Here is a 26192-nt window from a genome sequence, read left to right as displayed (position 1 = left end):
CGCCACCCTCCCCGACTTCAACGGAGCATTCAATGACGAATCGCCGTTCGATCGGTGCGGTGATCCTGTTCAGCATGGTCATCGCGGCCGTCTTCAACTTCCGCAACGTGGTCAACAACTACGTCGCCATCGGCACACTCGCCGCCCCGATCTTCCTGATCGCCACGATCCTCTACTTCGTGCCCTTCACCCTCGTCATCGCCGAGATGGTGAGCCTCAACCGCCGCTCGGAGTCCGGTGTCTACCAGTGGGTGAAGTCCTCGCTCGGCGGCCGCTGGGCGTTCTTCACGGCGTTCTGCTACTGGTTCGTCAACCTCTTCTACTTCATCTCGCTGCTGCCGATCGTGCTCGTGTACGCGGGCTACATGATCCTGGGCCACGAGTGGGCCATCCAGCCGTGGCTCATCGCCGTACTCTCCGTGGTGATCTTCTTCATCGCCACCTACGTGTCGACGAAGGGCGCCCGCTGGATCGGCAGTGTCACCTCGTTCGGGTCGACCCTGATGATGGTCATGGCGCTGCTGTTCGTCGTCGCGGGGGTGGGTGCGCTGCTCGGCGGCATCACCCCGGCCAATGACATGTCGCCCGGCGGGATGCGCCTCGACCCGGACTCCGGCATCACGGCGTGGGCGTTCCTCGGCACGCTGGCGTGGATCATCCAGGGTGTCGGCGGCGCCGAGTCGATCGGTGTGTACCTGAACGACCTCAAGGGCGGTGTGCGCGCCTTCGTGCGCACGATCGTCGTGTCGGGCATCGCGATCGGCCTGCTCTACTCGGTCGGCACGTGGCTGATGGGTGTCTTCGTGAAGAAGAGCAGCGTCTCGTACAGCAACGGCATCTTCGTGACCATGCAGTCGGCGGCCGGGCACTTCGGCCTGTCGGGCGACCTGGTGGTGCGGGGCGTGGGCCTCATCATGCTGGTCGCCACCCTGGGCGGCCTGCTGATCTGGACCTCCGCACCGGTGAAGATCTTCTTCTCGGAGATCCCCGACAAGGTCTTCGGCAAGCGTGTCGTGGCGCTCAACGACCAGGGGGTGCCGGTCGTCGGCTCCTGGATCCAGTTCGCGATCGTCGTGCCGCTGCTGTTCATCCCGACGCTCGGCGCGGGCAGCTCGATCGACGACCTGCTGAAGATCGTCACCAACATGACGGCCGCCACGGCGCTGCTCCCGCCGGCCCTCATCCTGGTCGCCTACCTGATGCTGCGGGCCCGCTTCGAGGGCGCGGTGCGCGAATTCCGGTTCGGTTCCCGGGCGGTGGGCCTCGGCATGTCCGTCTTCCTCCTCGCGGTGTTCGCGGTCGCCTTCGTGGCGTCTACGTTCCCCGAGGGCCAGGCGCTGTGGCTGACGCTGGCCTACAACGTCGGCGGCCTCGTCGTCTTCCTCGGCGCCTCACTCCTTTGGTACGAGCGCTACCTGCGCCGCCTGCGGGAGACGTCCCCGGAGGAGGCCGCGGCCGAGCTGGCGCCGTCGGCCCCGGTGCGGTCCGAGGAGAACGCGCAGTCGCTGCGCGAGGGGGAGGCGGAGGGGGTGGCGACGACGGCGTAGGCCGATGTGCCCCGGGTGGGTGCGCGCCGCCGGGGAGGCCGGATGCCAGTCGGCTTCCCCGGCGGCGTGTTCTGCATGTGTCGGGCGGGCGGGGCGGACCGGGGTCAGCCGGTCGCGGTGTCGTCCACCTTGAAGCCCATGCTGACCCGGCCGTTGACGACCGACTTCGCGGTCACCGTCACCCCGTACTGCTTGCCCTCCGACGCCAGTTGGCAGTGGACGACGGCGCCCACCTTGGCCGGGAGGTCGTCGGGGCAGGTGAAGGAGTCGGGTGCCTTGCCGACCTGCGCCGTCAGGGCGGCCTTGCCCTGGCGGGCGACCTCCACGCTGCTGACCGCCCCGCCACCGGTGCCGGTGCTCGGCGCGTCGGTGGGCTCCGGACTTGCGGAGGAGCCCGCGCCCGCGGCGTCGTCGACCTTGAAGTCCATGTTGACCTTGTCGCCGTCGACCGACTTCGCGGTGACCGTCATGCCCATCCGCTGGCCGCCGTCGGTGAGTTGGCAGCGCACGGTGGCGCCCACCTCGGCCTTGAGGTCGTCCCCGCAGATGATCTTGTCCGGCTCCCGGCCGATCTGCTTGCCCAGGGCCGTCGAGGCCTGCTTCGCGACCTCGTCTTTGCTCACGTTCTTCGCACCCACGCTCGCCGAGCAACCCGCCGCGAACGCCACCGCCAACAGCGCCCCTGCTGCTCGCACGGCGATCCGTCGGTTGGTTGCCTGCTGCATGGGGTCTCCTCTTGGGTCAAAAACAGTTCAGGTCAAGCTCCGGGACGCGCAAAGCCTTCCCCCTGGTTCCGGCCACGATCTTGACCTACAACGACTTCCCGATGGCTGTGACGTCCCGCTCGCCCGCGCCGAGGTAGGCGCCGACGTGCCGCACCGTCAGCGCGCATACCGGCCCGAGGTCCCAGGGGAGTCCCGAACCACTCCTCAAGCCATCCTCTGCAGGCTTCGTCGAGCGTGACCCCGCACGGTTCCGCAGCCGCCGTCATCATCATGAGCCTGCCACACTCCTTGACCGACGGGGGTTGCGTGCCCTGTGGCGTACCCCAGTTGGCGCGGGGCGCGGATCGCCACAATCAGGGCTCGGGTTCAGGGCAGGGATGAGCGGCGCCGGTGCGAACCACATGGGGCCTCTCGAACCGGGCTTCATCACGACCGCTGCGACGGGTGCGGCAGCCCTCGGGGGCGCCCTCCTCCTTGGGGTGTCCCGTGTGCTGGCAGCGAGGGGTGCGCACGCCAAGGGCAAGGGCAAGGGGGAGGGCGCCAAGGCGAAACAGGAAGGCGAGGCCGTACTGGCGAATGTCTACGCCGACCAGCTCCGCACCGAGGCGGACACGGAGCTCGCCCGTGAAGATCTCTCCTCAACCGCTTGACGCGATATAGCAGCCTCGGGGGGGAGACGTCGAGCGGCGGTCCCAGGGACGAGCGGTCCGTGGTGTGGCGGGCCAGGCGTCCCTGATTGAGGGCGCGGCAGGTCCGAACAACTACCGCCTTCTCGCAGGTACTTTGCTGCCGCCCCTGCCCGTCCCATCTCGGACCCTGCGGAAAACCTCAGGGTCCGAGGTAGGGGGAACCGTACGAGTTCGGCGGCTATCCGCATACCGGCACTGAGCTGACACTTCTAGCGTGGTCAACGGATCGCGGCACCTGTCCGCGGCGTGCGCTTCGTACCTGGAGACTTCGAATGGACCACGTCACCCTCGCGCTGCCACAAGAGCCCGCGGACGGCATCGCGGGATGGGCCGCCGACCTGGTGGACGCCATGGGCGCACCCGGTGCCGGCCTCGCTGTCGCCCTGGAGAACATCTTCCCGCCGCTGCCGAGCGAGATCATCCTGCCGTTGACCGGCTTCGCCGCCGGACAGGGAGCCATCAGCCTGTTCGCGGCCCTCTTCTGGACCACTCTCGGGTCCGTGGCGGGTGCCGCGATCCTCTACTGGATCGGCGCACTGGTCGGCCGCGAGCGGATGTACGCGATCTGGGCGAAGCTGCCCCTGGTCAAGACCTCCGACCTGGAGCGGACAGAGGAGTGGTTCGCCGAGCACGGCACCAAGGCTGTCTTCCTCGGCCGCATGGTGCCGATCTTTCGCAGCCTGATCTCCGTGCCCGCCGGCCTGGAGCGCCTGCCCCTGCCGACTTTCCTGGCCCTCACCGGCCTGGGCACGCTGATGTGGAACACCGTGCTCATCATGTCGGGGTACTGGCTGGGCGATCAGTGGGACAAGGTCGGCGACTACGTCGGTGTGATCAGCAAGGCCGTTCTGGCCGCGGTGGCCCTCGCCTTGGCTTTCTACATCGTGGTCCGGCTGCGCTCGCGCGGCACCGCCCAGCACCGCCGTCCGTCGTGACCGGTCCAGTCTCGACCCGGACGGAGCGATCTTGCCCCGGCTGCGCCGCCCCATTACGCTCGGCGAGCGTGCTGGGGGAGGGGGCGGACATGACCATCCGGTCCCTTCCGACGGTGTCCGGAACCGCGCTGGCAGTTGGCGAGCCCGCCCCGACGTTTCCCCTGCGCGCCGTCGGTGTCTTCCTCGGGTGCCTGACCGGGCTGCTGGGACTGCTGTACTTCGTCGTCGCTGGTGTCCCGCTTGGCCCGCTCCTGCTGTGGCCGCGTACGCGGCGCTGGGCGTTCGTCGTCCTCACTTCCGGAGCCCGGCGGCTGGCGGCCCTCGAACGGTGGCGCCGCTCGGTGTTCTTCGGGGATTCCTTCCCCGTTCGCCCGGTGCTCGACCAGGGGATCCTGCGCTACCTGGCTGCCCGTACCTGCGTGGGCCTGATCACCGGCGTGGTGCTCGGCCTCCTCGTCTTCGGCGCCGTCCTCGCGGGTCTGCTCGTCGGGGGCCTGGCCCGGGGCACTCTCGATGGTTGGGAATTGGTCACGCAGGTCCTGCTCGGCGGGGTGCTTCTCTTTCTGGACGTGCAGGGCCTGTTCTCGCTGGGGGCGCTCGACGCGCGGTTAGCCCGCGAGTGCTTCGGGCTCTCGGAGCGCGAACTGCTGCAGCAGCGAATCGACGAACTGGCCACCAGCCGGGCGGCGGTGCTCCAGGCGGTCGACACCGAGCGGCGGCGCATCGAGCGAGACCTGCACGACGGCGTGCAGCAGCGCCTGGTCGCGCTGGCCATGCTCCTCGGGCGGGCCCGCCGCGGCGGCCGCACGCCTGAGCAGGCGCGCAGCCTGCTGGAGCAGGCCCACAAGGAATCACAGGAGGTCCTGACGGAACTGCGGGAAGTGGCCTGGCGGGTGTATCCGACGGCGCTGGACAACCTGGGACTCCAAGAGGCACTCGCCGGGGTGTCGCAGCGGTGCACCATCCCCGTCCGGACCGACTTCGCGCTCACCGAGCCGCTGCCCGCCTCCGTGGAGACCGCCGCGTACTTCGTCGTGTCGGAGGCGGTGACCAACGCCGCCAAGCACTCGGCCGCCACAGAGATCCAGGTGAGCGTCCGCAAGTACGGACCGGTCGTCGTCGTCCAGATCGAGGACGACGGCGTCGGCGGCGCCAAGCCGGAGGGCAGCGGACTGACCGGGCTGCACAGCCGGGTCGGCGCCCTGGACGGCCGTCTGCACGTCCACAGCCCCTCAGGGGGACCCACCACGATCACCGCGGAGCTGCCGTGCGCGTAATGCTGGCCGAGGACTCAACCCTGCTGCGGGAGGGACTGGTCCGCCTCCTCAGCGAGGAGGGGCACGAGGTCCTGGCCGCGGTGGGCGACGCCGTCGCCCTCCTGCGGGAGATCGAGTTGCTGCGGCCTGACATCGTCGTCGTGGACATCCGGATGCCTCCCACCCACACGGACGAGGGGCTGCGGGCGGCGCTCGAGATCCGCAAGCGGTGGCCCGGAGTCGGGGTGCTCGTCCTGTCCCAGCACATGGAGCGCAACTATGCCGCGCAGCTGCTCGCGTCGAACGCGGAGCGGGTCGGCTACCTGCTGAAGGACCGGGTCGCCCAAGTGGAGGAGTTCCTCGACGCGCTGGAACGGATCGCGGCGGGCGGCGCCGCCATCGACCCGGAGGTCGTACGGCAACTGGTGATCCGCACGGTACACAGCGACCCGCTGAACCGGCTGACCCCTCGCGAGCGCAGCGTCCTGGAGACACTGGCGCAGGGGCACACCAATGCGGCGATCTCGGAGAAACTGAACGTCTCCATGAGCACCGTCGAGAAAAACCTCAACATGATCTTCGACAAGCTCGAACTCGTCCACGCCACCGGCTACAACCGCCGGATCCTGGCCGTACTGCGGTACCTGGAGTCCTGACGTGCGGTGAGCCGGGCGTCGGGTCATCCCCGCCGCCCGGCGCGTCGCCATCAGTGGCCCGACAGCCGTCTTACGTGGGCACGACCCAGCTTCGCTCCCCCGGCCCCCTGCTACATGGCCCGGCTGCCCTGGCCTACTGGAAGCGAGCTTTTCCACCGCGTGTGACGTTTCCAGGCGCTGTGGCGCAGTGCGACGTGAGTCGACTGGTCATCGGACGACGAACTCGCACGATGCCAGGGAGGCGCTATGGGAACCGAATTCTGGCGGACGATTCAGATGGCCATCGTGGAGGACAACTGGACGGCCCGCCTAGTCGTGGCGTTCTGCGCTGTCACAGCTGTCGTGCTCGGGGCCTATGGGATCGCCACGGCCAGGTAACGACCCTCCTCGGCGCAGCTTTGGTACAACAGCCCTCCTCGGATGGCTCCTGCGGAAGGGGGCAGTGCCTGGGCCTGCGTCGCAAGAGAGCTCCGCCGCGACGGGGGATGCACGGCGGAGCCCTCTGGAGACATCCTGACACGACTTACTCGCAGGTAAGTAATGGGGGCTGCGATGCCGCCCGTCAGTGCGGTGTCGCAGACGAGGCCCCGCCGCGACGGGGGAGAAACGGTGGGGCCCGCAATGCGAGTGCCCTTGCCGGTGGTGCTCATGCGGCGGCGCAGCGTCCTAATTCATGACGGCCGGTTCACGCGAAGGCCCGACCGTTCATCCTGAGCAAGGGTGTTTCCCCATTCGGGGGGAGCCGAAGTCGCGCCGTAGGTTCAGCACCTGCTGGGCGACCGGAAGAGCCGAACATGTCAGTCCGGCATCCGAACTGGCTCCGCTGCCACGGCTTTCGGATGCGATGCGCGTGCAGCGCCGCGGCGCTGATTCTGTACGTCGTGTCGACATCGCCGCGATACCGCCACCATCGCGATGCCCTCCCCACTGAGCCTCCGTCAACTTGAAGCCGCAGGTCAAAGGGCTGGTGTGACGGTCGTTCGGGGTGCTCATGCCGGTTAGGGGCGGCAGGCTGAGCAGTAGATCATCCGGCGCCCCGCGCGCCAGTGTGACGGATGATCCGGTGCTGTAGAGCGGGTGCTATTAAGGACTGGAGGTCGTGGTGCGTCAGCCGCGTTGGTGTCTGGCTGCCATTGTGTGGAACACCTTCTTCGGTTCCCAGCGCTTCTCGTCGAGCATCCTGACGACGCCGTAGGAGCCAAGGTCTTGCTCCCCGGGCCTGCTGTAACCGGCGAAGGTGAACCAGAGCGCGGTGTCCACGCCTTCGTCCTCGAAGATGTCCAGCAATTCGGTGAGGTAGCGCGCCTGCTCGTCTTCGTCCGGGGCCGCGCCGAGCGGCACCTGCCAGGCCATGCCGCCACGTTCTCCCGCGCCCCGGTACGCGCAGGTTCCGTACTCGGTCACCGCGACGGGCTTGCCGTGGGCGAGATGCCCACGCAGCTCGTCACGGAAGCTGTCGGCGTTGTATGCGGCCCGATAGGCATCGATGCCGACGAGGTCGAACGCACCCCAGTCGACGAACTCCCAGGGAGCCGATGCGTAGGTGACCCGCCCGCCGAAGTGCATACGGACGGTCGCGGCGATCTGGGAGAGGAAGTCGTTGAGGCGTTCTTGCACCGGTCCGAGGGAGGACCACCACTCCATGTCGGCGGCAGCCATGGCCCGCATACGGTCGCCGTAGGTGTCGCCCGGGAGGAAACCGCCGCAGAATGCGCTGATCTCGCAGCCGGCGACGAACACCACATCAGCGCCGGCCTCCCGCACGGCTTCGGCCCGAGCGGCGCAGTCGGCGAAGAACGGGAGCAACTGGTCGCGGGGGAGGTCCACGGGAAAGGGGGCGAACCACACCTCAAGGCCCGCGTCTGCAGCGTGCCTTGCAGCGATGCTCAACCGTTCAGGCTCTCGGCCCGAGATGCGAACGGCGTCACAGTGGAGATCTCTGGAGATCACCGCCATATCGTGCCGGACCGTCTCAGGGGTGAAGCTCTTGCGGGAGAGTTCTTCTCCTGGGAGGAACCCTGTGTCGTAGTTGATGCCCCGTGCGCGCACGTCCGTGTCCCTTCACTGCCGTTGCCGTGTTCGAGCAAGTCAAAGCCGAGATCGGGGTTCTTGGCCAGAGGACGGCTACCAGGTGATGTCGCCAGGCACACCTGCGGGGTCATCGTTTCCAACGCGTCGCTGCTGGGCCGGCTACCTGTCCAGCCCACGCCGGACGGCGCCTACCCGATGGTGCAGGCCGACAAGGAGGACGTGGAGGACCTCGGGCTGCTGAAGCTGGACGTCCTGGGCGTGCTCATGCAGTCGTCCATGGCCCATGCCGTCGACGAGATCTGCCGCACCACCGGCCGCCACCTCGACCTCGACAACCCCGACCACGTGCCCCTCGACGATGCGGCGACGTTCGAGATGATCCGCCGCGCCGACGTGCTGGGGTGCTTCCAGATCGAATCACCCGGTCAGCAGGACCTGGTGTCACGCCTGCAGTCCAAGCATCTGCAGGACATCATCGCCGACATCAGCCTGTTCCGGCCGGGCCCGGTCAAGGGCGGCATGCCGGCCCGCTTCATCGCCGCCCGGCACGGCGCCCCGCCGCACTACCCGCACCGAGACCTCGTGCCGATCCTCGACGACACCAACGGCGTCGTGATCTGGCACGAGCAGATCATCGCGATCCTCGTCATGATGACCGGCTGCGACCGCGCCGCCGGCGACGTCGCCCGCCACGCCCTCGCCCTCGGCGCGCTCGTCTACACCCTCTACGCCAGCCTGGACTGCAGCGGGCCCGGGTCCGCCAGAGGGACCCTGCGCACCGACCAGCGCACTCCAGACGAAGACGCCCACCACCAGCTGCTGTTCGACGAGGGCCACGACGAGCGTGCCCGCCGCCTCGAAACCGTCGCCGACGCGGCCCGCATCCGGTTCGGCGCGCAGACCATCCGCCCCGCCGCCACCGCGTCGCGCCCGAGGAATCACGATGACCACACAGCGACCTGAGCCTGAAGCTCCGCCCGGCCGCTACCACGTCGCTCTCGAACGCGACGGCGCACGGATCCTGGACGGCTGGTGGAATGATCCGGAGACGGCCGACCGCAAGTTCACCGGACTGCAGGCACAGCTTGGGGAACACGCCGACGCGCACCTGCTCCTGACGGAGTGGGACAGCGGCAGGAGTGGCCGCTCCGTGAGTGGCCTACTCCTGCGAAGCCTGTGGGTTCCGAGCGACCTGACGGAGCTGCTTCTCGACGTCGAACCGGTCGAGGCCGTTCTTGACCGCGTACGTGGAGACCGCAGCCTGGGCCTTCGCCGCGGCCTCGAACCAGACTTCGCGCTGCTTCTCACGTTCATCGGAATCGAGGTGCTCGAGCTTGCGGCCCTCGTCGTCGGCCGCGCGCTGCAATTCAATCAAGTCGTCAGGTAGTTCGATCGCCACAAAGCGGATCTTAAGCCGCCATCAGCCGCCAGTCGTGGCGGCAGGCCTGTAAACCTGGAGCGGTCGCGGCGGACCGTCACAGCCGGTCGGCTGTCCTGGCGTGTGCCCTCTGCTGACACGCCGATGACGCGGCCCTTCGACGCACGACGCCCGCCCCGGCCAAGCCCGGGGCGGGCGTCGAGGAGCTGCGGGCTCAGGCGGGGGTGATGTTCTCCGCCTGCGGGCCCTTCTGGCCCTGGGTGATGTCGAAGTTGACCTTCTGGCCTTCCTGGAGCTCGCGGAAGCCGGAGGCGTTGATGTTGGAGTAGTGGGCGAAGACGTCGGGGCCTCCGCCGTCCTGCTCGATGAAGCCGAAACCCTTTTCCGCGTTGAACCACTTCACGGTTCCGATAGCCATGTCGTCCTCCAAGGAGACTCGATAACGGTTCCCGCACCGTGCGGGAACCGGAGGTGATCGTCCTGGTCCTTCGGGACGTGGAACAGCGCAACGCCCGGAATTCGTGCTCACGGGCGACCGGTACTTCGGAACCATGACAGCTGATCTTGACGCTACACGGACCGACTTCCCCTGTGGCGGTCTCGCGCAGACTTTTTGTCGGGGCGGCGTGCCGACCGTCGCCGCTCAGTTCGTGAAGCCATTCGCTGCGTGCCGACAGCGCCACGCCCAGCTGATGCTCCGGCTGGCGTGCGGGACACCGTCCGGGCCCAGAAAAGGGTAGAAGTATTGCGTCCCCCGCGTCTTCGAAGCCGGCGTCCCGGCCGATGCAACGCCGCTCAGGGGGGCCGGCGAAGTAGACGGGGTCGACGGCCTGCCGGGTGCTGAGCGGGTTGTGCTGCGCGGCGATCGACAGGGGCAGCACGCTTCTCTCCCGACCCGGTCGTTCAAGGGGCACGGCCTGGTCGGTGATGTCACCGACGAGGGTGAGGACGGCATGCCGGTCGGTCACTGAGCGCGCCCGACCGAAGCGATGCGGCATGCTCTGCCCCTGTGCCCGCAGCTCATCCACGTCGTCGGAGGACAGGACGGGGCCCAGGCCGCTGCCAACCGGGTTGGTGGAAAACAGCCCGTGGCGAAGTCGGCGCAGCTGTTCGTCCCTCTTACGTAGTACAGGGCGGATATACAGAGGAGCGAGAGTCAGCACGACCGGGCGCCGTGTGAGTTCCTCCAGGCGGGCCAGCCAGTCGGGAACGGCCGAGGTGCGGGCGCACAGGCCGGAGTCGAACGATGTCCCGGGCGCGGACGCCAAGCTGCGCGATCCGGGTCGGAGTTGGTGCTGCCGACGTGATGCCCGCGGACCGTGGAGACGCCGCGGCTTAGCGCTCTGGTGGCTGCCGGGAAATCCTCAACTGCCCGCATTGCAGGCGTAGTTCGATCCTCACCTTCCAACCGGGGGTCAAAAGTTCGCAAAGAAGTTGGGCAGGCCCCCCTGTCGGGCGTCCTGCTCTCGGATGGCAGCGGGGCGTGGGTGTCGTTCGGTGGGGATCCGTTCACTCCTGGGCGCCCAGCGAAACCTTAGATTCGAAGCCGTGTTGCGTCGCGAAACCTCAATAACGCAGGAGTTAGCAATCGTTAACCGCGCTTACTGAGCGCACTCTGGACGCGGGCCTTCGAATGTAAGGTTCAGGGTATACAAGAGAGCCCTGTTGCTCGCGGCTTCCCAACCTGGCCCAGGGCTCTCTCGTGCCACCCACCCATTCAAGGACAGGTGATGACATGACCGAGTCTACGGGGGCGCCGCCCAACACCCCACCCCTGCCTCGTCACCGAAGAACGAAGCGGTCCGTCGAGGACGCCGCCACTTGCGGACGCTCGTAGCCCAACTACTGCGCGGCGCCGCGTACGCCGTGGGAGCGTCGGCTGGCGGGCTCGCCCTGCAAGAAATCGTGAAGCGGTTCGACGGCTGGTTCTGACCGCAGAACCGAAGCAGCCGAGGTGACCTGACGCGGGAGCACTCGCCGCGGTGCGTCACCTGCCATAGAGGTGCGCCGAGGGTGAAGTGGCTCAGCCCATGCGGTCGAAAGGGGAACTCTCATGTGGAGGGAGTGAACGATTGACAGCCCCAGGCCTGCCCCGACGCCTGTGGCGCGGCTGCGTGATGCCTCGGCGCGGTAGAAGCGGTTGAAGGCCCACCGGTGTTGTTCGGGGAGCAGGGCCGGGCCGTCGTCGGAGACCTGCCGGTTCGCGCACCCGTCGTTGACCCCGATGTCGATACGGATGGGCGTTCCGCAGGGTGTGTGGGCGACCGCGTTGCGTCGATGCCCCCTGGTCGCCGCCTCTGTGCCGCTGCTCGCCCTCGGCCGCGAGTTCATCTACCCGGTCCCGGTGGCCGTCCAGACGGGCCCTGGTCGCGGGCCTGTTGATGCGACTGGCGCGAGGCCTTCTGTCCGACTGAGCCCGGGATCCGTGTCGCAGGTGTCACGGCTCTCGCCCTGCCCTGTGGTCGCAGAGGGGCAGGGCGAGGACCGGCGGCTGTATCAGCGCACGTGTACGGCTCCGGTGTGGGCGTTCAGTGTGTAGTGGTGTCCGTGGACGCGGGCCGTGCTGTGGTGGGCGTCCAGGGCGGCGATCCGCACACCGTGCTTGGTGACCCAGGCCTGGTACGTACCGTTCGGCAGCTTGGTGACGTGGGCGACGGCACCATCCGCGAGCCGCACGTCGTGTGTCTTGCCGCTCTGGTTCTTGTGGTGCTTCGTCCTGTGGTCGTGCTTCTTGTGGTGCGCGTCCTTCTTCGAGTGCTGCGGCACATCCTGCTCGCTGTGCCAGCCGCCAGGGTGCACCACTCCGGCGAAGCCGTTCGCCTGGTTGAGTACGTAGGTGTAACCGTGCACGCGCTGAGTCTTGTGTGCCGAGTCGAGCGCCGCGATCCGCACACCGTGCTTGGTGACCCAGGCCTGGTACGTGCCGTTCGCCAGCTTGGTGACGTGCGCGGTGCTGCCGTCACTGAGCGGCAGGGTCTGCGTACGGCCGGCCTTGTCGCCATGCGAGGCGGCGGAGACGGTGGCCGCGGGCTGAGCGGGCCGCGGAGCGGCTTCGGCGGTGGCGGCGACGGCGGTCACGGCGCCGAGGCCCAGAACGGCGGATGCCAGAGTCGTGCGGGCAATACGAGAGGTCTGCATGCGCCGGCCCCTTTCCATGAGTCGAGCGAGTTGATTGCGTCTTCCGCGTCGTGTTGACCGCGTACTCATGAAGCTAGGGGGGACATATCAAGATGTTCCGTATGAAATATCACAGACGCGTGACAGCCCCTTGATTTCGGACAGATCGGGACGAAAGTCCGGTCCGTGACAGGGCCTCCGCCCCGACCGGGCGGAGTCAACCTGCCCCCTCCGGAGCCCCAGCCGAGAGGCCGGGCTGCCCACGGCCGAAGGCCTCGACCTGGTGGTGGAGGACCTGGACGCCGGACTGCTGCGGATGCCGGACGTCGACACCTACGCCGAAGTGTCCACCGAGCCGGTCTCGGCCGTCCGGCTGCGCAATGCCGAGCTCACCGGCCGCACCCTCGGCGAACAACTGGCCGGCCCGCTGGCCTGACCGCACCGGCATACATCCGTCTGCCGCAGCCGATGCGGCGCATCGTGAAAGGAACCCGCGAGCATGAACTTGCACCCCGGCCGCCGACCGGCCTGATGCGCCCGGCGGGAATCCGAACGGTATCGACAAGCAAGCCACCTGGGGCTCTCTTGTCTTGGACGTCGTCACCCTGGACGTGGTCGGTGCTCTCGCCTCGTGCAATGACCTCGCCGACCGGCGACGCGAAGGCGCGCGGCGAAGAGCGGTCCGTGAGCATCCGTGAACGCGGGTGGCCTTCGCGGCTGGGGCCGATGAGGTGAAGCGCGCGGGCCTCGGGTCGCTGCGTGGGCGTGCCGACGTCCGGGCCGCCCGCCCGCGAGGTACTGATCACCGCCCCGGGGCCGTTGGCATTGCGCCCCCTGGGCATGGCAGGAAGAAGGGACGAGCACGTGAAGGTCTGGCTCCACTGGTACGCGGTCCGACGCAGGCTGCGGGCACTGCCGGTATGGCGGCTGCCGCTGCTCGACCGCACCCTCGTCGAGGTCGAGACGGTGTGGAAGGCCCGTTTCTTCCCCCGGGGCGACCTCGGCGCCATGTCGAACCTGTTCGGCGCGGTCGCCGGAGGCGCATCGCCGGGACGCATACGCCCGCTACCTGGGCGCTCTCCATGATCGTGACGTCGCCATGCGCCGTGCTCGACGCACTGCGTCCAGAACAACCCGACCTGCCCGAAGTCGACGAGAACGAGCACTGCCCGCGCGGCGTTCTGCGGGCCTACCGGGAGAAGCCGGCCACCTCGCAGGCCGCGGAGCGCCTGGGGTACCCGGTCGCGGTGCGGCGGGGCTGCCATCGCGTATGCGCGGACCGTGCTGCGCGGCCGGCGGCTGCGCCCGTACGTCCAGGACGTCGCGGACGCGCTCGCCCAGGAGTGCCTTGCGGAGCGGCGGGCCGTCGAGATGGTGCACGCGCCCGGCGACGTGGTGGCCGCCGCCGTGCTCCTTGCCCCCAACGCGCCGATGCTGGCGCTGGTGTGGAACGAGCGGTGGGGATGGCACACGGCCTCGAGCCGGCGCCACCCCATCGGCCGGGAGACCGGAATGGCTCACGAAGAGGGCGGCATCCGCTCTATCGGCACCGGCCGGCAGCCCTCACCTCGGCACGTGGTCGAAGGAGCCTCGGACGAACTGAACGCGCAATCCGACAGGGGCGCGCGGTGCCCAAACTGGAGCGCCCGCGTGCTGGTTGTGCTCGGGTGGGCCTGGCCTTCGAGCTGGCGAACCGTGCCTACTGCGTCGGTGCGTCGAGTGGAGGTCCCGGGTCCTGTCCGTCGCTGCCTCGGTTGTGGGAGGCGAGCAGGGCGGCGGCGATGTGGTCGATCGGCCTGTTCTGGGTGAAGGCGCGGGCGCGCAGGAGGGCCAGGGCGTCGGTCTGGCTGCATCCGTGATGCTCCGTGAGGTAGCCAATGGCCTGCTGGGTGACGCGCCAGGGGTAGGCCGTGCCCGGTGCCAGCCGTTCCCAGTCGTCGAGGAGTTGGTCGAGCGCTTCGGCCAGCGGCGCCACCGTGACCAGTGCACTGGGCGTACTGGGCCTGCAGCGGGGTGAACGCGTGCGGGCGGGCCGCATACAGGGTGAGAACGCCGAGCTGCAGTTCCTGCAGATTCAGCGGCAGCGCGAGCACGCTGCGCACCTGCGGGAGTTGGGTGTGCAGGCAGATGCTGAGCGGCCAGCTGGTGTCCGCGAGGTCTTCGATGAGGACCGTGTGTCTGCAGGCCGAGGCGGTGATCGTGGGCCCGTCGCCGAGCGTGAACTGGGCCTGTTCCGCCACCGCGGCGCTGTCGGAGGCGTGCAGGAGCAGGGCGTGTTCGGTGTGCGGGCGCAGCACCAGCGCTGCCCCGTCGGCGCCCAGCCCTGTTTGGAACAAGCGGCACAACTGCTCCGCCAGCTGTCCGGACGGTGCGCTGGTCACCGCCTCAGCTGCCCGCTGGATGAGTCCTTTCCCGTCCTCTGCATCGTCCTGTTGCCCCTCCACAACAGGTTCCTCCTTCCACCTTCCTGCCGCGGATGGTGGTTTCGCACGCGCCGATGCGGTCCGCGACCACGGCTTGGATATGTGTGGCGACCGCCGCGCACGGGCGGCCAGAGGTCGGCTACCGCCCGGGAAGCAGCCGACGCCCTCCGCCCGGGAAACGTTATGCCATCGCTTTGCTCCAGGACGTGGGTACCTGGGTACCCCACGCATGCGCTGGGGAAGCATGGAGTTGGGCGGGAGGATCAGTCAGCCAGTACTGCCCGGACTGTCTTGCCGCTGCCGTGTCCGTCGCGTAGGACCTCGAGGTGCTGGGTGAGAGCACGCACGATGACCATGCCGCGCCCGCTCTCCGACTGCCGGCCTGCTGGACGAAGACGTGGGGGCGCGGGGTTGTCGTCCTGGACCTCGATGGTGACCTGACGACCGGTGACGGTCAGCCGCAGTCGGCAGCTGCCGTGGCCGTGTTCGACGGCGTTGGCCACCAGTTCGGACACGATCAGTGCGGCATCGCCCAGGTGCTCGGGGGTGACGGGCGTGTGACGGCGTCGCGGCCGGGTCAGGAACGCGTGGGCCAGTCGCCGGGCCCGGCCGGCGGCCGAGGCCGTCGGGGGCAGGGAGTACTGGGCGCGGATGGCGTGCTGCGGGGCACGCATGGCGGTTCACTTCCCCTCATGGGTCCCGGCCGCCTCCCTGAATGCCGGGGCCACGGGAGGGTGCGGGCCGGTTCTGTTCTTCCTTCTTGCCCGCCCGAAGTGATCGTCAACCGGGGCCGCAGGGCCCCGGGACGGCCAGGCGGGGCGGCGGCATGTGCGCCTTCCGTCGCGCCATGGCCACGACTTCACGGGTTCCGATAGGATTCTGCACATGTCCGCCACTCAACCTCCTGGTGGTACGCGGTCCGTTGACGAGCTCAACGAGCAGATTCGCCACCTCATGCTGGCTTCCGGTGGATGGCTCAGTGACGCACAGCGCGTCGTGTAGGGATGCGGGAGTTTCCCCAACCGGGTGTCGCCGCTCTGTGCCCAGGGCCCGGGTGCGGCACTTTCGAAGATTCAGCCCGGCTGTTCCGGTGACCGCCGGGCCCGGCGTGGGCGGTCTGGGGGCGGGCCTGGACAAGAGTGGGTCATCGCACGGCCCGTGTTCGGGCCCCTGTTCGAGCGGAGAACCCCTCACATGCGTTTTTCTGTTCGCCTCGCAGTGGCAGCGCTGTCCCCCACCGCAGTCATCACGCCCTGCGCGGACCAGGCCGCCGAGTAGCCGATGTCCCGGCCCACCTCGCTGCCGGGAACGTGCGCGAGGGCAGCCCCGCGACCACGGTCGACGGGGTCACCGACCGTTGGTCCTTGGGGGCGTCGACACGGGTGACGTACGTCTGGTCCAGGTCGCCGGGGACTCGACGTGTATACCGGCCCTCGCCTCGACGAAGCGCCGGCACCTGCGCGTGCGCGGCGGCGCGAACCCGGCCTGACCGGGGCGCCGTTCACCGATTCAAGCCACCAAATCACCTGGTCCGACGTCAACGTGCCGGGGCGCCGGTTGCCTGACTCGATCGCCATCCCCTCGAACATGCGGTGAGGCAAGGCGTCTTACGACGTGCCGTGTCCGTCAGGTGTGTGCGTCGATACGGGATCGCCGGCCCGTTCATCCGTGAGGCGGCGCAGGAACTCCGCCGCGCCGTACCTGATGCGGCCGGTCGAGGTGCGCGGGTCGTAGCCGAGGTCGCGGGTCAGGGTCTCGTGGCGGGCGTGCAGTGTGGAGTGGTGCATGCCGAGGGCGGCGGCTGCCGAGCGGATGCTGTCGGACTCGACGAGGGTGCGCAGGACCAGGGCCGAGCGGGCGTTCAGACGCATCAGGGCCCGGACGTCCTCGTGGGGCGCCTGCGGGTCGTGTGCCCGGGCCAGCATCAGCAGCGTGCCCAGGTCGCCGGCGTCGACGACCGGCATGGAGGGTTCGGTGAGACGCAGCGCGATCATCGCCGCGTCCCACGACTCGGGCGCGTGGTCGGCCCGTACCCACGTCCCCAGTCCCGCCGCGGCCGACGGCGGCTCGGTGGTGGCGGTGCCCAGGGTGGCCCGCAGAAGACCGTCGCGGGTCGGTACGACGGTCGAGGGCGCGTCGCCTGGCTGCGTGTCCGGCGCGGACGCGATGATCCGGACGCGGGCGCCGGGCGTGAGTCGCAGCCGGGCCAGAGCCGTCGTGCGCTCGTCGGGGGAGCGCGCCGGATCGATCGCGGTCTCCAGCGCGCCGACCGGGTCGTACCGGGACTCGATCAGCTCCAGGGCCAGCGCCAGCCGTTCCACGATCATTTCGTCGTTGGCATGGGGCTCGCCGTCGCGCTCCAGCCATACGGATCCCGCCGAGAACGTGCGCCGCGGCGAGCGCGGGCACTCCGCGGCCGGCGGGGACGCCGGGGGCTTCCCGCCGTCGGGGGCGCGGCGGCCGACCCGCCCGCGCCGCTCGGCCCCGGCCACCACTCCGGAGAGCGCGGCGGCGCCGCGCAGCAGCCCGTCGAGGCCCGCCCCCGCGACGACGAGCGTGTCGAAGTAGGTGACGATCTTCAGGGTTTCGCTTGCCCTGGGATCGAGGGCGGTGAGGCGCCCGACGAGTTCCTGCATGTTCTCTCCCCGGCGTGTGGAGACCAGCCTACGACCCGCGTGTTCCGGGCCGCGAGCGCCGCCGGAACACCACGGTCCGGCCGGAGCCCGCATGCCGCCCCTGCCGGACCGTTCCTGAACGGCTGGCTCAGTCGATGGTCAGGAGGATCTTCCCGCCGGTGCCGCCGCGCAGTGCGTGGAGGGCGTCCACGACCTTCTCCAGTGGCATCTCCTGCACCCAGCCGGCGGTGTCGTAGAACCCGTCGGCCATCGCCGCGATGACCGCGTCGAACTCCTCGGGTCGATAGCCGACCGCGCCCACGATCTCGGTCTCGCGCAGCATCAGCTGGGTGGGATCGAAGCCCGAAGGGTGCTCGTGCAGCGCCGTGGCCACCAACCGGCCGCCCGGGACCAGAGCCGCCAGGGCGGCGTCGAACGCGGCGCCCGCGCCCGCCGCGTCCACCGCCGCGTCCACCCCCGCGCCGTCGGTGAGCGCCGCGACGGCGGCCGCCACGTCCTCGTTCCCCGGGTCGACGACGTGTGCGCCCAGCGCGGCCAGTACCCCGCGCCGCTCCGCGTTCGGCTCGGACACCAGGACCCGCTCCACACCGCGCGCCTTGAACGCGAACCAGGCGCCGATGCCGATCGGTCCCGCGCCCGCCACGAGCGCGGAGCCGCCGGCCTCGACGCCGCTGCGGGCCACCGCGTGCCAGCCCACCGCCATCGGCTCGACGAGCGCGCCCATCCGCAGGTCCACGTTGTCCGGCAGGACGTGCGCCGTCCTCGCGTCGCACACGGTGTACTGCGACAGGCCGCCACCCTCGACGTTCGTCCCGAGCGCGGCCATCAGCGGGCAGATGAAGGGCCGGCCCCGGCGGCAGGCCGTGCACTTGCCGCACGAGACCTGGTGCGGGAAGACGGCACATCGGTCGCCCACCTGTACGTCCGTCACGCCGTCGCCGACCTCGACGACGGTGCCCGCGAACTCGTGACCGACGATCTGCGGCACCATCGCCCCGGTCAGCGGATGCGGGTGGTGCATGTCGAACGGCATCGACTCGGGATAGAAGTAGAGGTGAAGATCGGAGCCGCAGATGCCGGCGTAGGCATTGCGGAGCTTCACCTGCCCCGGGCCCGGACCGGGCTCCGCCACCTCCTCCACGCGGATGTCCTCCTTGGCGTGGAACCGTGCTGCCTTCATCCTTCAGACTCCTTCTTCCTCTTCCGTTTCTTCTTCCGGGTCACCGGCTGTGCCGGTCGCTGTTGGTGCCGCCTACCGCCCGCCGGTGCCCGGAGGGCGGGTGTCGAGGGTGCGGGCCACCCACTCGTTCCGGGCGGTGATCGCCGCCCGCGCGATGCCGGTGTGCGGCGCGAGCATGTCGAACCCGTGGTATCCGCCCGGCCAGACGTGCAGTTCGGCCTGCACGCCGGAGTGCCAGAGCGCGGACGCGTACGCGACGTCCTCGTCCCGGAAGAGCTCGGCGGAACCGCAGTCGATGAACGCCGGGGGAAGCCCCGACAGATCGGTGGCTCGCGCGGGCGCGGCGTAGACCGATACGTCGTCGGTGCCGCGCCGGTCGCCGAGCAGCGCGTTCCATCCGGTCCGGTTGCTCCCCCGTACCCAGGTGCCTCCGTCCTCGTACTGGGCGCTGGAGACGGTCCGGTCCCGGTCGTCGAGCATCGGGCAGATCAGGACCTGCCCGGCGAGCGAGGGCCCGCCCCGGTCGCGGGCCAGGAGCGCGGTGCCCGCGGCGAGACCGCCTCCGGCACTGGCGCCGGCGATGAGCAGACGGGTGGGGTCGATGCCGAGTTCCGCGGCGTGCTCGGCGGTCCACAGCAGCCCCGCGTAGCAGTCCTCGACCGGGTACGGGTCGGGGAACTCGGGTGCGAGCCGGTACTCCACGGTCACGGCCACGGCGTCGTGCTCCACGATCCAGGGGAGTATCTGCTCCACCCCGATCATGCGCTGGCCGGCGATCATCCCGCCGCCGTGGATGTGATAGATGCCGGGACCCGTGGCCGTGCCCGTGCGATCGGACCTGGCGAGCACGGTGGCGACGAGGTCGGCGCCCTGGTGGCCGGGGACGGTCACGTCCCGGCGGGTGACCCCGGCGGCGTTCAGGGTCCCGTCGGAGATGACGGGCAGGGTGGCCTGCCGCAGTGCCGGAATCGTCTCGGCCGTCACCGCCGGAAGCTGTTCGGCCAGGACGGTCAGGACCGCCTCGACCTCGGGATCGAACGGCGGCCGTACGTGCTGGGACATGGGTCTCCCTCGTGTCTGTCGTGAGGCGTGTCTGCCGTGACGCGTACCGGTCGTGGTGCGTGTCTGTCGTGGTGCGTATCCGTCGTGGTGCGTGACCGGTCTGGGCCATGGTCGAAGGTGGCCGGGGGCCGGCGGTACCGACAAGCAGGGCGGTCGGCGGGGAGTTCACCCGCCAATCGCGCGCCCGGGGACGGGCAGGGCGTGCGGCGCGTACATGGCGGGTCGAACGGCCGACATCCGCCGCGAACGTCGGTGTCGGCACATCGCACGGCCCACGCACCGTGGGCGCAGTCCGCCGCGGACCCGCGCGGCGGCGCACACCGGAGGAGACAAAGCATGAACTGGCCGGCAGGAGAAGCAGCGTTCGTCACCGGTGCGGCATCGGGGATCGGTCTCGGTGTCAGCCGGGCGCTCGTCGCCGCGGGAGCGAAGGTGGCACTCGCCGACATCGACGAGGACCGACTCGCCGTCGTGGCCCAGGAGTTGACCGACGCGGGCGGCACGGTGACGGCGCTGCGACTCGACGTGAGCGATGCCGACAGCTGGGCGGACGCGGCCGACCGTGCCGAGGAGGCGCTCGGGCCGATCTCGATCCTGTGCAACAACGCGGGCGTGAACGGGGGCGGGACGATCGACAGGACGCCGGTCGAGGTGTGGCGCTGGGTGTTCGCGATCAACACCGAGGGCCCGTTCCTCGGGACGGCGACGTTCCTGCCGCGCTTCAAGCGGCGCGGCGGTCGCGCGCACGTCATGAACACCGCGTCGATGGCGGGGCTCGTCCCGATGGCCGGCGTGGGCGCCTACGCCTCGTCGAAGTTCGCGTGCGTCGGCTTCTCCATGGCGCTGCGGGAGGAGCTCAAGGGCACGGAAATCTCCGTGTCCGTCCTCACCCCGGGCACGGTCGCCACCAGGATCACCACCACGGCCGCCGAGAGCGAGGCGAAGCTGCTCGGCCGGGCCGTGCGCAGGGACCTCGCCGAGGCCAACAACGCGATGCTGGCACAGGGCGCGGACCCGGACCGGGTCGGCGAACAGGTCGTCGAGGCCCTGTGCGACCGCCAGTTCCTGATCGTCACCCACCGGGACTTCGAGCCGCTCGTCGCCCGCGTGCACGGCGAGATCGAGCAAGCGTTCCGTGACTTCGATGGCCGCCACGGATCGGACGCGGCGGCCCGGATGCTGGTGGAGGGGGAGAACCCGGTCGCGTCCTAGCTGGGCCGTCGCCCGGTACCTCGTCGGAGAACACCCGACCGTCGTGCCGGTCGCCGGTCTCGCAGACATGCATGACATCGGCGTTCGGTGTCACGTCCGGCGGCTCCCGTGCCCAGCCTCTACGGCCCGATGTGCAGCAGAGAAGACCAGACGTCGACGTCGCGCGGGGCCTCGCGGCGCAGGGACCGCGCGGCGTCGTGCACGGCCTGCGCGGCCCGTGTGCTGTCGGGTGCGCCGTGCTCCGTCAGTGTCCGGTACACCTCCCGCGCCGCACACAGGGCCTTGTCGCTGTCGACCTCCCACAGGGTGCCGACGACATGGACGAACGACTGCAGGTGAAGCAGAGCGGCCAGGTGGACGGATTCGTCGTAGGCGCGCGGGTCGGGCGCGGCCGTGCTGCACGCCGACAGATAGCAGAACTCGGCGTCCGCGAGACGCAGGTCGGCGAGCTGTTCCAAGGAGACGGTGCCGTCGTTCACGGCGAGCCCGGAGGCGTCGGCGTGGCAGGCGAAGTGCACCCAGTGGGCCTCGCGCAGCCGCGCTAGAACGTCCCCCACACGTGGGGAGTTGAGCGCTGCCGCGTCGGGAAAGCACCGCAGGAACTCCGCTGACTCGTCTTCCACCGCCGGCAGTTCGGGTCTGCCCGGGCTCTGGCGTGCCGCGACGGCAAGACTCCCGCGGGGCGCCACCACCCGCTCGGCGGACTCCAACAACGCACTGATGGTGGGGGTGTAGGAGGAGACGACCTCGTCCAACAGGGCGGGGCCGTCGGGCCGGGCGTGGTGCCCCGCCGCATGCAGGGGCAGGGCGGCCAGCGGCCCGGTCGGGCACCACCAGATCCGCCGCTCTTCTCCCAGGTGGGGCGAGACGGCACGCAGCACCGGAACCGCCAGGTCGTCCCAGAGCCGTGGGGCGATGACGTTGAGCATCGCCTGGTGCCGGCCGTCGGGGTCGGCCGACTGCCGGGCCCATGCGGTGAGTTCAGCGTGGTCGAGTCCGTCGAGCGGTACGAGAAGGGGGCGGTCGTCGGGAAGCAGAACGATCGCATCGCAGCGAAGCGGACTGGTGTTGACCACCACGACGGGGCCATTGGCGGCTGCTTGGGAAAGCTCCCGGCAGCTCCGGCGTCGGGTCATGCCCAGGCGCGCGGAGAGCTCGTCCCATTCCCTCCCCAGCCGGATGCGTCGCTCCACGTCGGCGCCGGCCTGGTCGAATCGCCACCCGGGCTCATCGGGTACGTCGAGTTCGGCGCGGATCTCGTCGAGGCGCCGCGCCCCGGCGGGATCCGCGATCCGGACACTCTCGACATCGCTGCGCAGGCGAGCGAGTTGCCCCCACATGACAGCGCGCCCGTGTTCCAGCATTTCGACCGCCTGCTCCACCTGCCCCGCAGCGATCGCGGCCGCGGCGGCGGCCGTGGCCGCGCCCTGCCAGCGGCTGAGCAGCCACCGTTGGTCGTCACGGCGCAGTCCGATCCAGGCCAGCTGCGGCAGGAGCTCGACCGCCGCCCCGAAACCCTCGACGGACAGCGGGCCTCCCGCGCCGAGTTCACCGAGGTCCATGGCGGCGGCCAGCCGCGCCTGCAGCGGCGACGAAGGACTGTCGACCGCCTCCCGCAGACACCGTGCTGCGGCATCCGTCTCACCCGCCGCGGCGAGCGCCCGTGCGTGGACCGTCAGGCAGGTGGCGTGCCACGGGTGGCCGGGCTCTTTCTCCGCCACGAGCCGCGCGGCCAACTCCTGGGCCTCGGCCAGGTCCTGGCCGGCGCCGTCGCGGGCGAACCGTTCGAGGAGCGCTCGGACCATGTCGGGGTCGGGCGCGCCGCGGCGGCCCGCCTCGACGGCGGCGGTCAGGGCTGCCGGGTCTGCCGTATCCCGGTGTCGTAGAAGGTGCAGCTCCACGAGGTGGTTCGGCACCCTGGACGGATATCTGCGACCCACCCGCTGGACCAGAGCGAGAGCCTCGTCGAGGTCCGCGGGATCGCGGCGCAATTCGTAGCGGTCCTTGAGGGCGGCAGCCAGATTGAGGCAGACGTCGCACCACCGGGCCATGGTGAGCCAGAACCAGGGACGGGGTCTGGCGGCCAGCGGAGCGAGGATGCCGATCGCACGGTCCAGGTTGACCACCGCCCCCGTCCACTCGTAACGGAGGACGAACGCACGCGCCACTCTGTTCTCGGTCTCCGGCCGCCCCAGAGCCGAGAGGACCCGGTCGAAGATGTGCTGCGGGGCACTCAACGCGGCAGGGCCGCCCCGCAGCAGGTCGTCCAGGACGGCCGTGTCATCTCCTCGCTCCGCCAACACGTCCATCAATGCCCCGGTCCGCAACGACCAGGTCAGCGCGGAAAGGTCACCGGAGGAGGACAGCCGGAACCGCTCGGCCCGCTGCGCCGCCCCGCGCAGGCCCTCCTGCTTGGCGAGGCCATCACCCATGCGGCCCGACTGGGCGGCATAAATACGGAACACGATGTGCATCAACACGAACAACCGGTCCGCCACCCACGGAGCCCAGACGAGCAGGAGCGGGACCACCAACTGGCCGACGCAGAACCCGAGATACACCGCGGTCGGCCGGTCCGCCAGCAGATCGCCCAGGTCCTCGCCCGCGCGCAGGAAGGGCATCGCCGCGCAGAGCCAGGTCAGGCCCACGAGCGGAAGGTACCTGAGTAGCATCGTGACCGGCCGCCGGACGAAGCCGAGCCAGATCTCCGCCATGAGGCGGCGGTGCTTGACGGTCCAGCTCACGGCGAGCGCGAAGAAGACGAAGCAGCCGGCGCCCAGGGGCGGCAGCACGTACGGCATCAGTGGTGAGTCGGGCGTGTACCAGTGCAGGGTGTGGGAGTCGAGATCGCGCCACGCGCCGAGGCCCGGGTCGTAGACCGCGTGGTGTTCGACGTCGTACACGGCCTGATCGTGCGGGCCGAAGCGGAAGAGCCGGTGCTGCGCCAGCCACTGTCCCCAGACGCCACCCGTCAACGCGGCAAGCGCTGCCGGCCCCCACACGGCTGTTCGCCGCTTCCCCCGCCCCATCGCACAGAGGATACGACGGGGATGGCGTCCTTGATCCGGCGACGGCCGCCGAGTGGCAGGAGATTGTCAGTGGCGTGCCGTACAACGGGTCACATGGACAGGGAACTCGAAGCGCGCATCAACGACATCGTGGGGCTGACCGGCGTCGACGCCGAAGGCCCGACCGTTGCCGAGCAGGCGCTGGCTCAGGAGCGTGCGCGCAGAACGCGGGTGCGCGGCTGCCAGGGCAAGACCGAGTTCCTTGATCGTGAGAGTGCTGAGCTGCGGTTGCAGGAGATCCGCGAGCGCCCGAGGCACACGGGCAGTGTTCCGCAGCGGGTGTACGAGTGCCCGCAGTGCGGGCGCTGGCACCTCTCTTCGCGCGCGGAGTGGCAGGCGAAGCCGCCGAAGAATTCGGCGTCTGAGCAGTCGCCTCCGTCGTCGGCCTCGTACCGCAAGCACCGTGCTCGTGCCTTGCTGCGCGGTCGTGAGGCGCTCGTGGCAGCGCACATCGCGGAGTTCAGGGAGCAGCACGGAAGAGGCCCGTCCTGGGGCCTCCTGCGGGAGCGCTTCGACTGGACCGTGCCGGAGCTCGCCGGCGTTCTGGAGTACCTCGCTCAACGTGGGGTGGTGACCTACACCGATGCTTCGTACAGCCTGGCGCTCGGTGCCACGCCGCCGGCCGACCTGCCGCCCACGCCGACCGGGCTGTCCGCGCAGGAACAGCGGCATGCCGTCGCCTGGGTCGCCTCGTACGACCGGCGTGCGAGCGGGTGCCCCACCGCACATCAGCTGCGGGATGCCTTTCACTGGAGCGACGAGGAGCACCTGGGTCACCTGAGAAGCCTGGTCGACCTCGGCCTGCTGCGGTACGCCCCCGTGGACGGGACCCTGCGTGTCGGACAGGCCGCGCCGCAGTCGTGGACCTCGCGGTCGGACGAGTGAGCGGACGATCCGGCCGAGGGCGCCGCGAACCGGTCAGGAATCGAGAAGCGGGGCGCGGAAGCGGGCCATAGCGTGAAGACGTCGCCGGGAGGTCCACCACCGGTGGCCCGCAGACGAACCGCATCATCAGGAGGGCACCATGCCGTACACCGTCGACTTCAAGAACGTGTCCACCGTCGGCCTGGAATCGTCTCCGGTGACCGAGGCGCTCGCTGGGCTGCGCGCCAACGAGGCGCGCTACTTCAAGAACAAGTTCGACCACGAATTCACGGTCCGGCCCGCGAGCGAGGCGTCGGAGGTGGTCGACTACGTGGCCCGCGTGCTCTCCGAGGAGCGCGACCTCGTCATCGCCTCCCGCCCCTTGGAGGCGACCTCCTTCGAGGCGGGCGGGTCCCGGATGGCCTACGTGTTCTACGAGTCCGGTCTCGTGATCAACGTGATGTACGGCATCGAGGACGGAGCGAAGCGCGCGGTGGGCTTCAAGCTTTCGCAAGGCATGGACGTGCCGGAGGAGTTGGCGTCGAAGTTCAAGTTCGCCCGCCAGAAGTCGAAGCTGGCCGGAGAGATCCGTGGCTCCTTCTTCGTGATCAAGGGCGAGTACTGAGGGCTGTTCCGTCATCCGTCGATCTGTCATCCATCGATGGGAGGGGCATCGCAGCCGATCGGTTGATGCCCCGCGCCAGGCAGGCCGCCGATGATGGGTGGACGACATCCCCTCGCCCGCACAGGGAGACATCATGGGACTCTTTTCTCGCATGCATGAGCGGACCGCCCGGAAGATGGACGAGTCCCGTACGAAGGCCTACGAGAAGGCTCGCGCGCGGGGCGCCACGGAGCAGGATGCGGTTGCCGCGGGGGAGCGGGCCGCTCGTCGCCGTCGTCGGACGCGCCGGTCGATGCCCATGTAGCGGCGCCGCAACGACTCAGGACCCGGCCGCGGGCGCGGGGTGGGCCAGTTCGGTGGCCAGGCGGCGCATGGCCGTGCGGTTGGCGCGCCGCATCATGGCGCGGACGGCGGGGGCCAGGAGCCGGTCGGTGAGCGGCGCCTGTAGCCACTCGTAGGTGAACGCGATGCGGGTCCCGCCGGCCGGCCGGGTTTCCAGGCTGTAGGTGCCCTGGGCCAGGCGTTTGCCGGCCGCGCTGACGTTGCGTTCCACGATGAGCCTCGGCGCTTGGGCCTCGACGACCTCGATGGCGACGTCGGCCTTGGTACCGCCCAGGGCGGCGGTGACCGTCGCGCGCGATCCGATGCCGCGGGCGGGGCCGCCGCAGCGCCAGTCGGTCAGGTAGTGGTCGGTGAACCGCTCGTGGTGAGCCATGACATCGAGGAAGTCGTAGACCTCCTCTGTCGTCTGAGGTACGTCGATCGACACGATGACAGACTTCATGTAC

At 69.7% G+C, this 26192-nt stretch carries 22 protein-coding genes and 3 pseudogenes; 12 read left to right on the top strand and 13 right to left on the bottom strand.

The window, feature by feature from the left end; translation table 11 throughout:
- Positions 1-32 precede the first annotated feature (32 nt).
- Complete coding sequence (locus ACZ7L4_RS40965) at positions 33-1547, top strand: amino acid permease (RefSeq protein WP_472110159.1); 1515 nt, start codon at positions 33-35, stop codon at positions 1545-1547.
- Between the two features lie 104 nt (positions 1548-1651).
- Here the strand turns inward: ACZ7L4_RS40965 and ACZ7L4_RS40960 are convergent, their stop codons facing one another.
- On the bottom strand, positions 1652-2272 hold the full coding sequence (locus tag ACZ7L4_RS40960) for a DUF4333 domain-containing protein (protein ID WP_472110158.1): 621 nt from the start codon (positions 2270-2272) through the stop codon (positions 1652-1654).
- Positions 2273-2760: 488 nt separating this feature from the next.
- On the opposite strand from ACZ7L4_RS40960, the gene ACZ7L4_RS40955 reads away from it, so the two are divergent.
- From ACZ7L4_RS40955 to ACZ7L4_RS40940, 4 genes are all read left to right on the top strand, one after another.
- On the top strand, positions 2761-2922 hold the full coding sequence (locus ACZ7L4_RS40955; RefSeq protein WP_472110157.1) for a hypothetical protein: 162 nt from the start codon (positions 2761-2763) through the stop codon (positions 2920-2922).
- 311 nt (positions 2923-3233) lie between these two features.
- The gene (locus ACZ7L4_RS40950; RefSeq protein ID WP_472110156.1) at positions 3234-3896 is read left to right on the top strand and encodes a DedA family protein; all 663 of its coding nucleotides are present in this window, start codon (positions 3234-3236) and stop codon (positions 3894-3896) included.
- Between the two features lie 89 nt (positions 3897-3985).
- Entirely contained in the window at positions 3986-5173 is a 1188-nt protein-coding gene (locus tag ACZ7L4_RS40945) for a sensor histidine kinase (RefSeq protein WP_472110155.1), read from the top strand.
- Entirely contained in the window at positions 5173-5808 is a 636-nt protein-coding gene (locus ACZ7L4_RS40940; RefSeq protein ID WP_472110265.1) for a response regulator, read from the top strand. The genes ACZ7L4_RS40945 and ACZ7L4_RS40940 overlap by 1 nt, the downstream gene beginning before the upstream one ends.
- A 1107-nt stretch (positions 5809-6915) precedes the next feature.
- Here ACZ7L4_RS40940 and ACZ7L4_RS40935 read toward each other — a convergent pair.
- Positions 6916-7857, bottom strand: a complete 942-nt coding sequence (locus ACZ7L4_RS40935) for a hypothetical protein (RefSeq protein ID WP_472110154.1) — start codon at positions 7855-7857, stop codon at positions 6916-6918.
- 90 nt (positions 7858-7947) lie between these two features.
- Here ACZ7L4_RS40935 and ACZ7L4_RS40930 point away from each other — a divergent pair.
- Positions 7948-8541 (top strand): annotated as a pseudogene (locus tag ACZ7L4_RS40930) (DNA polymerase III subunit alpha); the annotation flags it as partial.
- Positions 8542-8782: 241 nt separating this feature from the next.
- Entirely contained in the window at positions 8783-9226 is a 444-nt protein-coding gene (locus ACZ7L4_RS40925; protein ID WP_472110270.1) for a hypothetical protein, read from the top strand.
- Positions 9227-9431: 205 nt separating this feature from the next.
- Here ACZ7L4_RS40925 and ACZ7L4_RS40920 read toward each other — a convergent pair whose 3' ends face one another.
- The 3 genes and pseudogenes from ACZ7L4_RS40920 to ACZ7L4_RS40910 form a co-directional block, all read right to left on the bottom strand.
- A complete protein-coding gene (locus ACZ7L4_RS40920; protein ID WP_472110153.1) occupies positions 9432-9635 on the bottom strand; it encodes a cold-shock protein in 204 nt (67 codons plus the stop codon).
- Between the two features lie 1649 nt (positions 9636-11284).
- Positions 11285-11548 (bottom strand): annotated as a pseudogene (locus ACZ7L4_RS40915) (ATP-binding protein); the annotation flags it as partial.
- Between the two features lie 165 nt (positions 11549-11713).
- Positions 11714-12355 carry a hypothetical protein gene (locus ACZ7L4_RS40910; RefSeq protein WP_472110152.1) on the bottom strand — a complete coding sequence of 214 codons (642 nt, stop codon included), beginning with the start codon at positions 12353-12355 and terminating at the stop codon, positions 11714-11716.
- 262 nt (positions 12356-12617) lie between these two features.
- On the opposite strand from ACZ7L4_RS40910, the gene ACZ7L4_RS40905 reads away from it, so the two are divergent.
- A complete protein-coding gene (locus ACZ7L4_RS40905) occupies positions 12618-12770 on the top strand; it encodes a hypothetical protein (RefSeq protein ID WP_472110151.1) in 153 nt (50 codons plus the stop codon).
- A 428-nt stretch (positions 12771-13198) separates the two neighbouring features.
- Positions 13199-13420 carry a hypothetical protein gene (locus tag ACZ7L4_RS40900; RefSeq protein WP_472110150.1) on the top strand — a complete coding sequence of 74 codons (222 nt, stop codon included), beginning with the start codon at positions 13199-13201 and terminating at the stop codon, positions 13418-13420.
- 613 nt (positions 13421-14033) lie between these two features.
- Here the strand turns inward: ACZ7L4_RS40900 and ACZ7L4_RS40895 are convergent.
- The 6 genes and pseudogenes from ACZ7L4_RS40895 to ACZ7L4_RS40870 all read right to left on the bottom strand — a co-directional run bounded on the left by ACZ7L4_RS40895 (position 14034) and on the right by ACZ7L4_RS40870 (position 19635).
- Positions 14034-14372 (bottom strand): ANTAR domain-containing protein, encoded by a 339-nt coding sequence (locus ACZ7L4_RS40895; RefSeq protein WP_472110149.1) that lies wholly within the window; start codon positions 14370-14372, stop codon positions 14034-14036.
- Between the two features lie 10 nt (positions 14373-14382).
- A pseudogene (locus tag ACZ7L4_RS40890) lies at positions 14383-14988 on the bottom strand (hypothetical protein); the annotation flags it as partial.
- 32 nt (positions 14989-15020) lie between these two features.
- Positions 15021-15431, bottom strand: coding sequence for an ATP-binding protein (locus ACZ7L4_RS40885; protein WP_472110148.1), 411 nt, complete (start codon positions 15429-15431; stop codon positions 15021-15023).
- Positions 15432-16364: 933 nt separating this feature from the next.
- Positions 16365-17393: a hypothetical protein gene (locus ACZ7L4_RS40880; RefSeq protein ID WP_472110147.1), complete on the bottom strand. Its 1029-nt coding sequence runs from the start codon at positions 17391-17393 to the stop codon at positions 16365-16367.
- 127 nt (positions 17394-17520) lie between these two features.
- Entirely contained in the window at positions 17521-18573 is a 1053-nt protein-coding gene (locus tag ACZ7L4_RS40875; RefSeq protein WP_472110146.1) for an alcohol dehydrogenase catalytic domain-containing protein, read from the bottom strand.
- Between the two features lie 72 nt (positions 18574-18645).
- Positions 18646-19635: an alpha/beta hydrolase gene (locus ACZ7L4_RS40870; RefSeq protein WP_472110145.1), complete on the bottom strand. Its 990-nt coding sequence runs from the start codon at positions 19633-19635 to the stop codon at positions 18646-18648.
- A gap of 336 nt (positions 19636-19971) precedes the next feature.
- Here ACZ7L4_RS40870 and ACZ7L4_RS40865 point away from each other — a divergent pair, with 336 nt between their 5' ends.
- Positions 19972-20847, top strand: coding sequence for an SDR family NAD(P)-dependent oxidoreductase (locus ACZ7L4_RS40865; protein ID WP_472110144.1), 876 nt, complete (start codon positions 19972-19974; stop codon positions 20845-20847).
- Positions 20848-20966: 119 nt separating this feature from the next.
- Here the strand turns inward: ACZ7L4_RS40865 and ACZ7L4_RS40860 are convergent, their stop codons facing one another.
- Positions 20967-23750, bottom strand: coding sequence for a CHAT domain-containing protein (locus ACZ7L4_RS40860; protein WP_472110143.1), 2784 nt, complete (start codon positions 23748-23750; stop codon positions 20967-20969).
- A gap of 219 nt (positions 23751-23969) precedes the next feature.
- Between ACZ7L4_RS40860 and ACZ7L4_RS40855 the strand changes: the two genes are divergently transcribed.
- A complete protein-coding gene (locus ACZ7L4_RS40855) occupies positions 23970-24800 on the top strand; it encodes a hypothetical protein (RefSeq protein WP_472110142.1) in 831 nt (276 codons plus the stop codon).
- A gap of 139 nt (positions 24801-24939) precedes the next feature.
- Positions 24940-25404 carry a hypothetical protein gene (locus ACZ7L4_RS40850; protein WP_472110141.1) on the top strand — a complete coding sequence of 155 codons (465 nt, stop codon included), beginning with the start codon at positions 24940-24942 and terminating at the stop codon, positions 25402-25404.
- A gap of 319 nt (positions 25405-25723) precedes the next feature.
- On the opposite strand, the gene ACZ7L4_RS40845 is transcribed toward ACZ7L4_RS40850, so the two are convergent.
- Positions 25724-26188: an SRPBCC family protein gene (locus ACZ7L4_RS40845; protein WP_472110140.1), complete on the bottom strand. Its 465-nt coding sequence runs from the start codon at positions 26186-26188 to the stop codon at positions 25724-25726.
- Between the last annotated feature and the right edge of the window lie 4 nt (positions 26189-26192).

Source organism: Streptomyces sp. NPDC107575, assembly GCF_055657265.1.
This window is presented reverse-complemented; position numbering and strand designations above follow the sequence as displayed.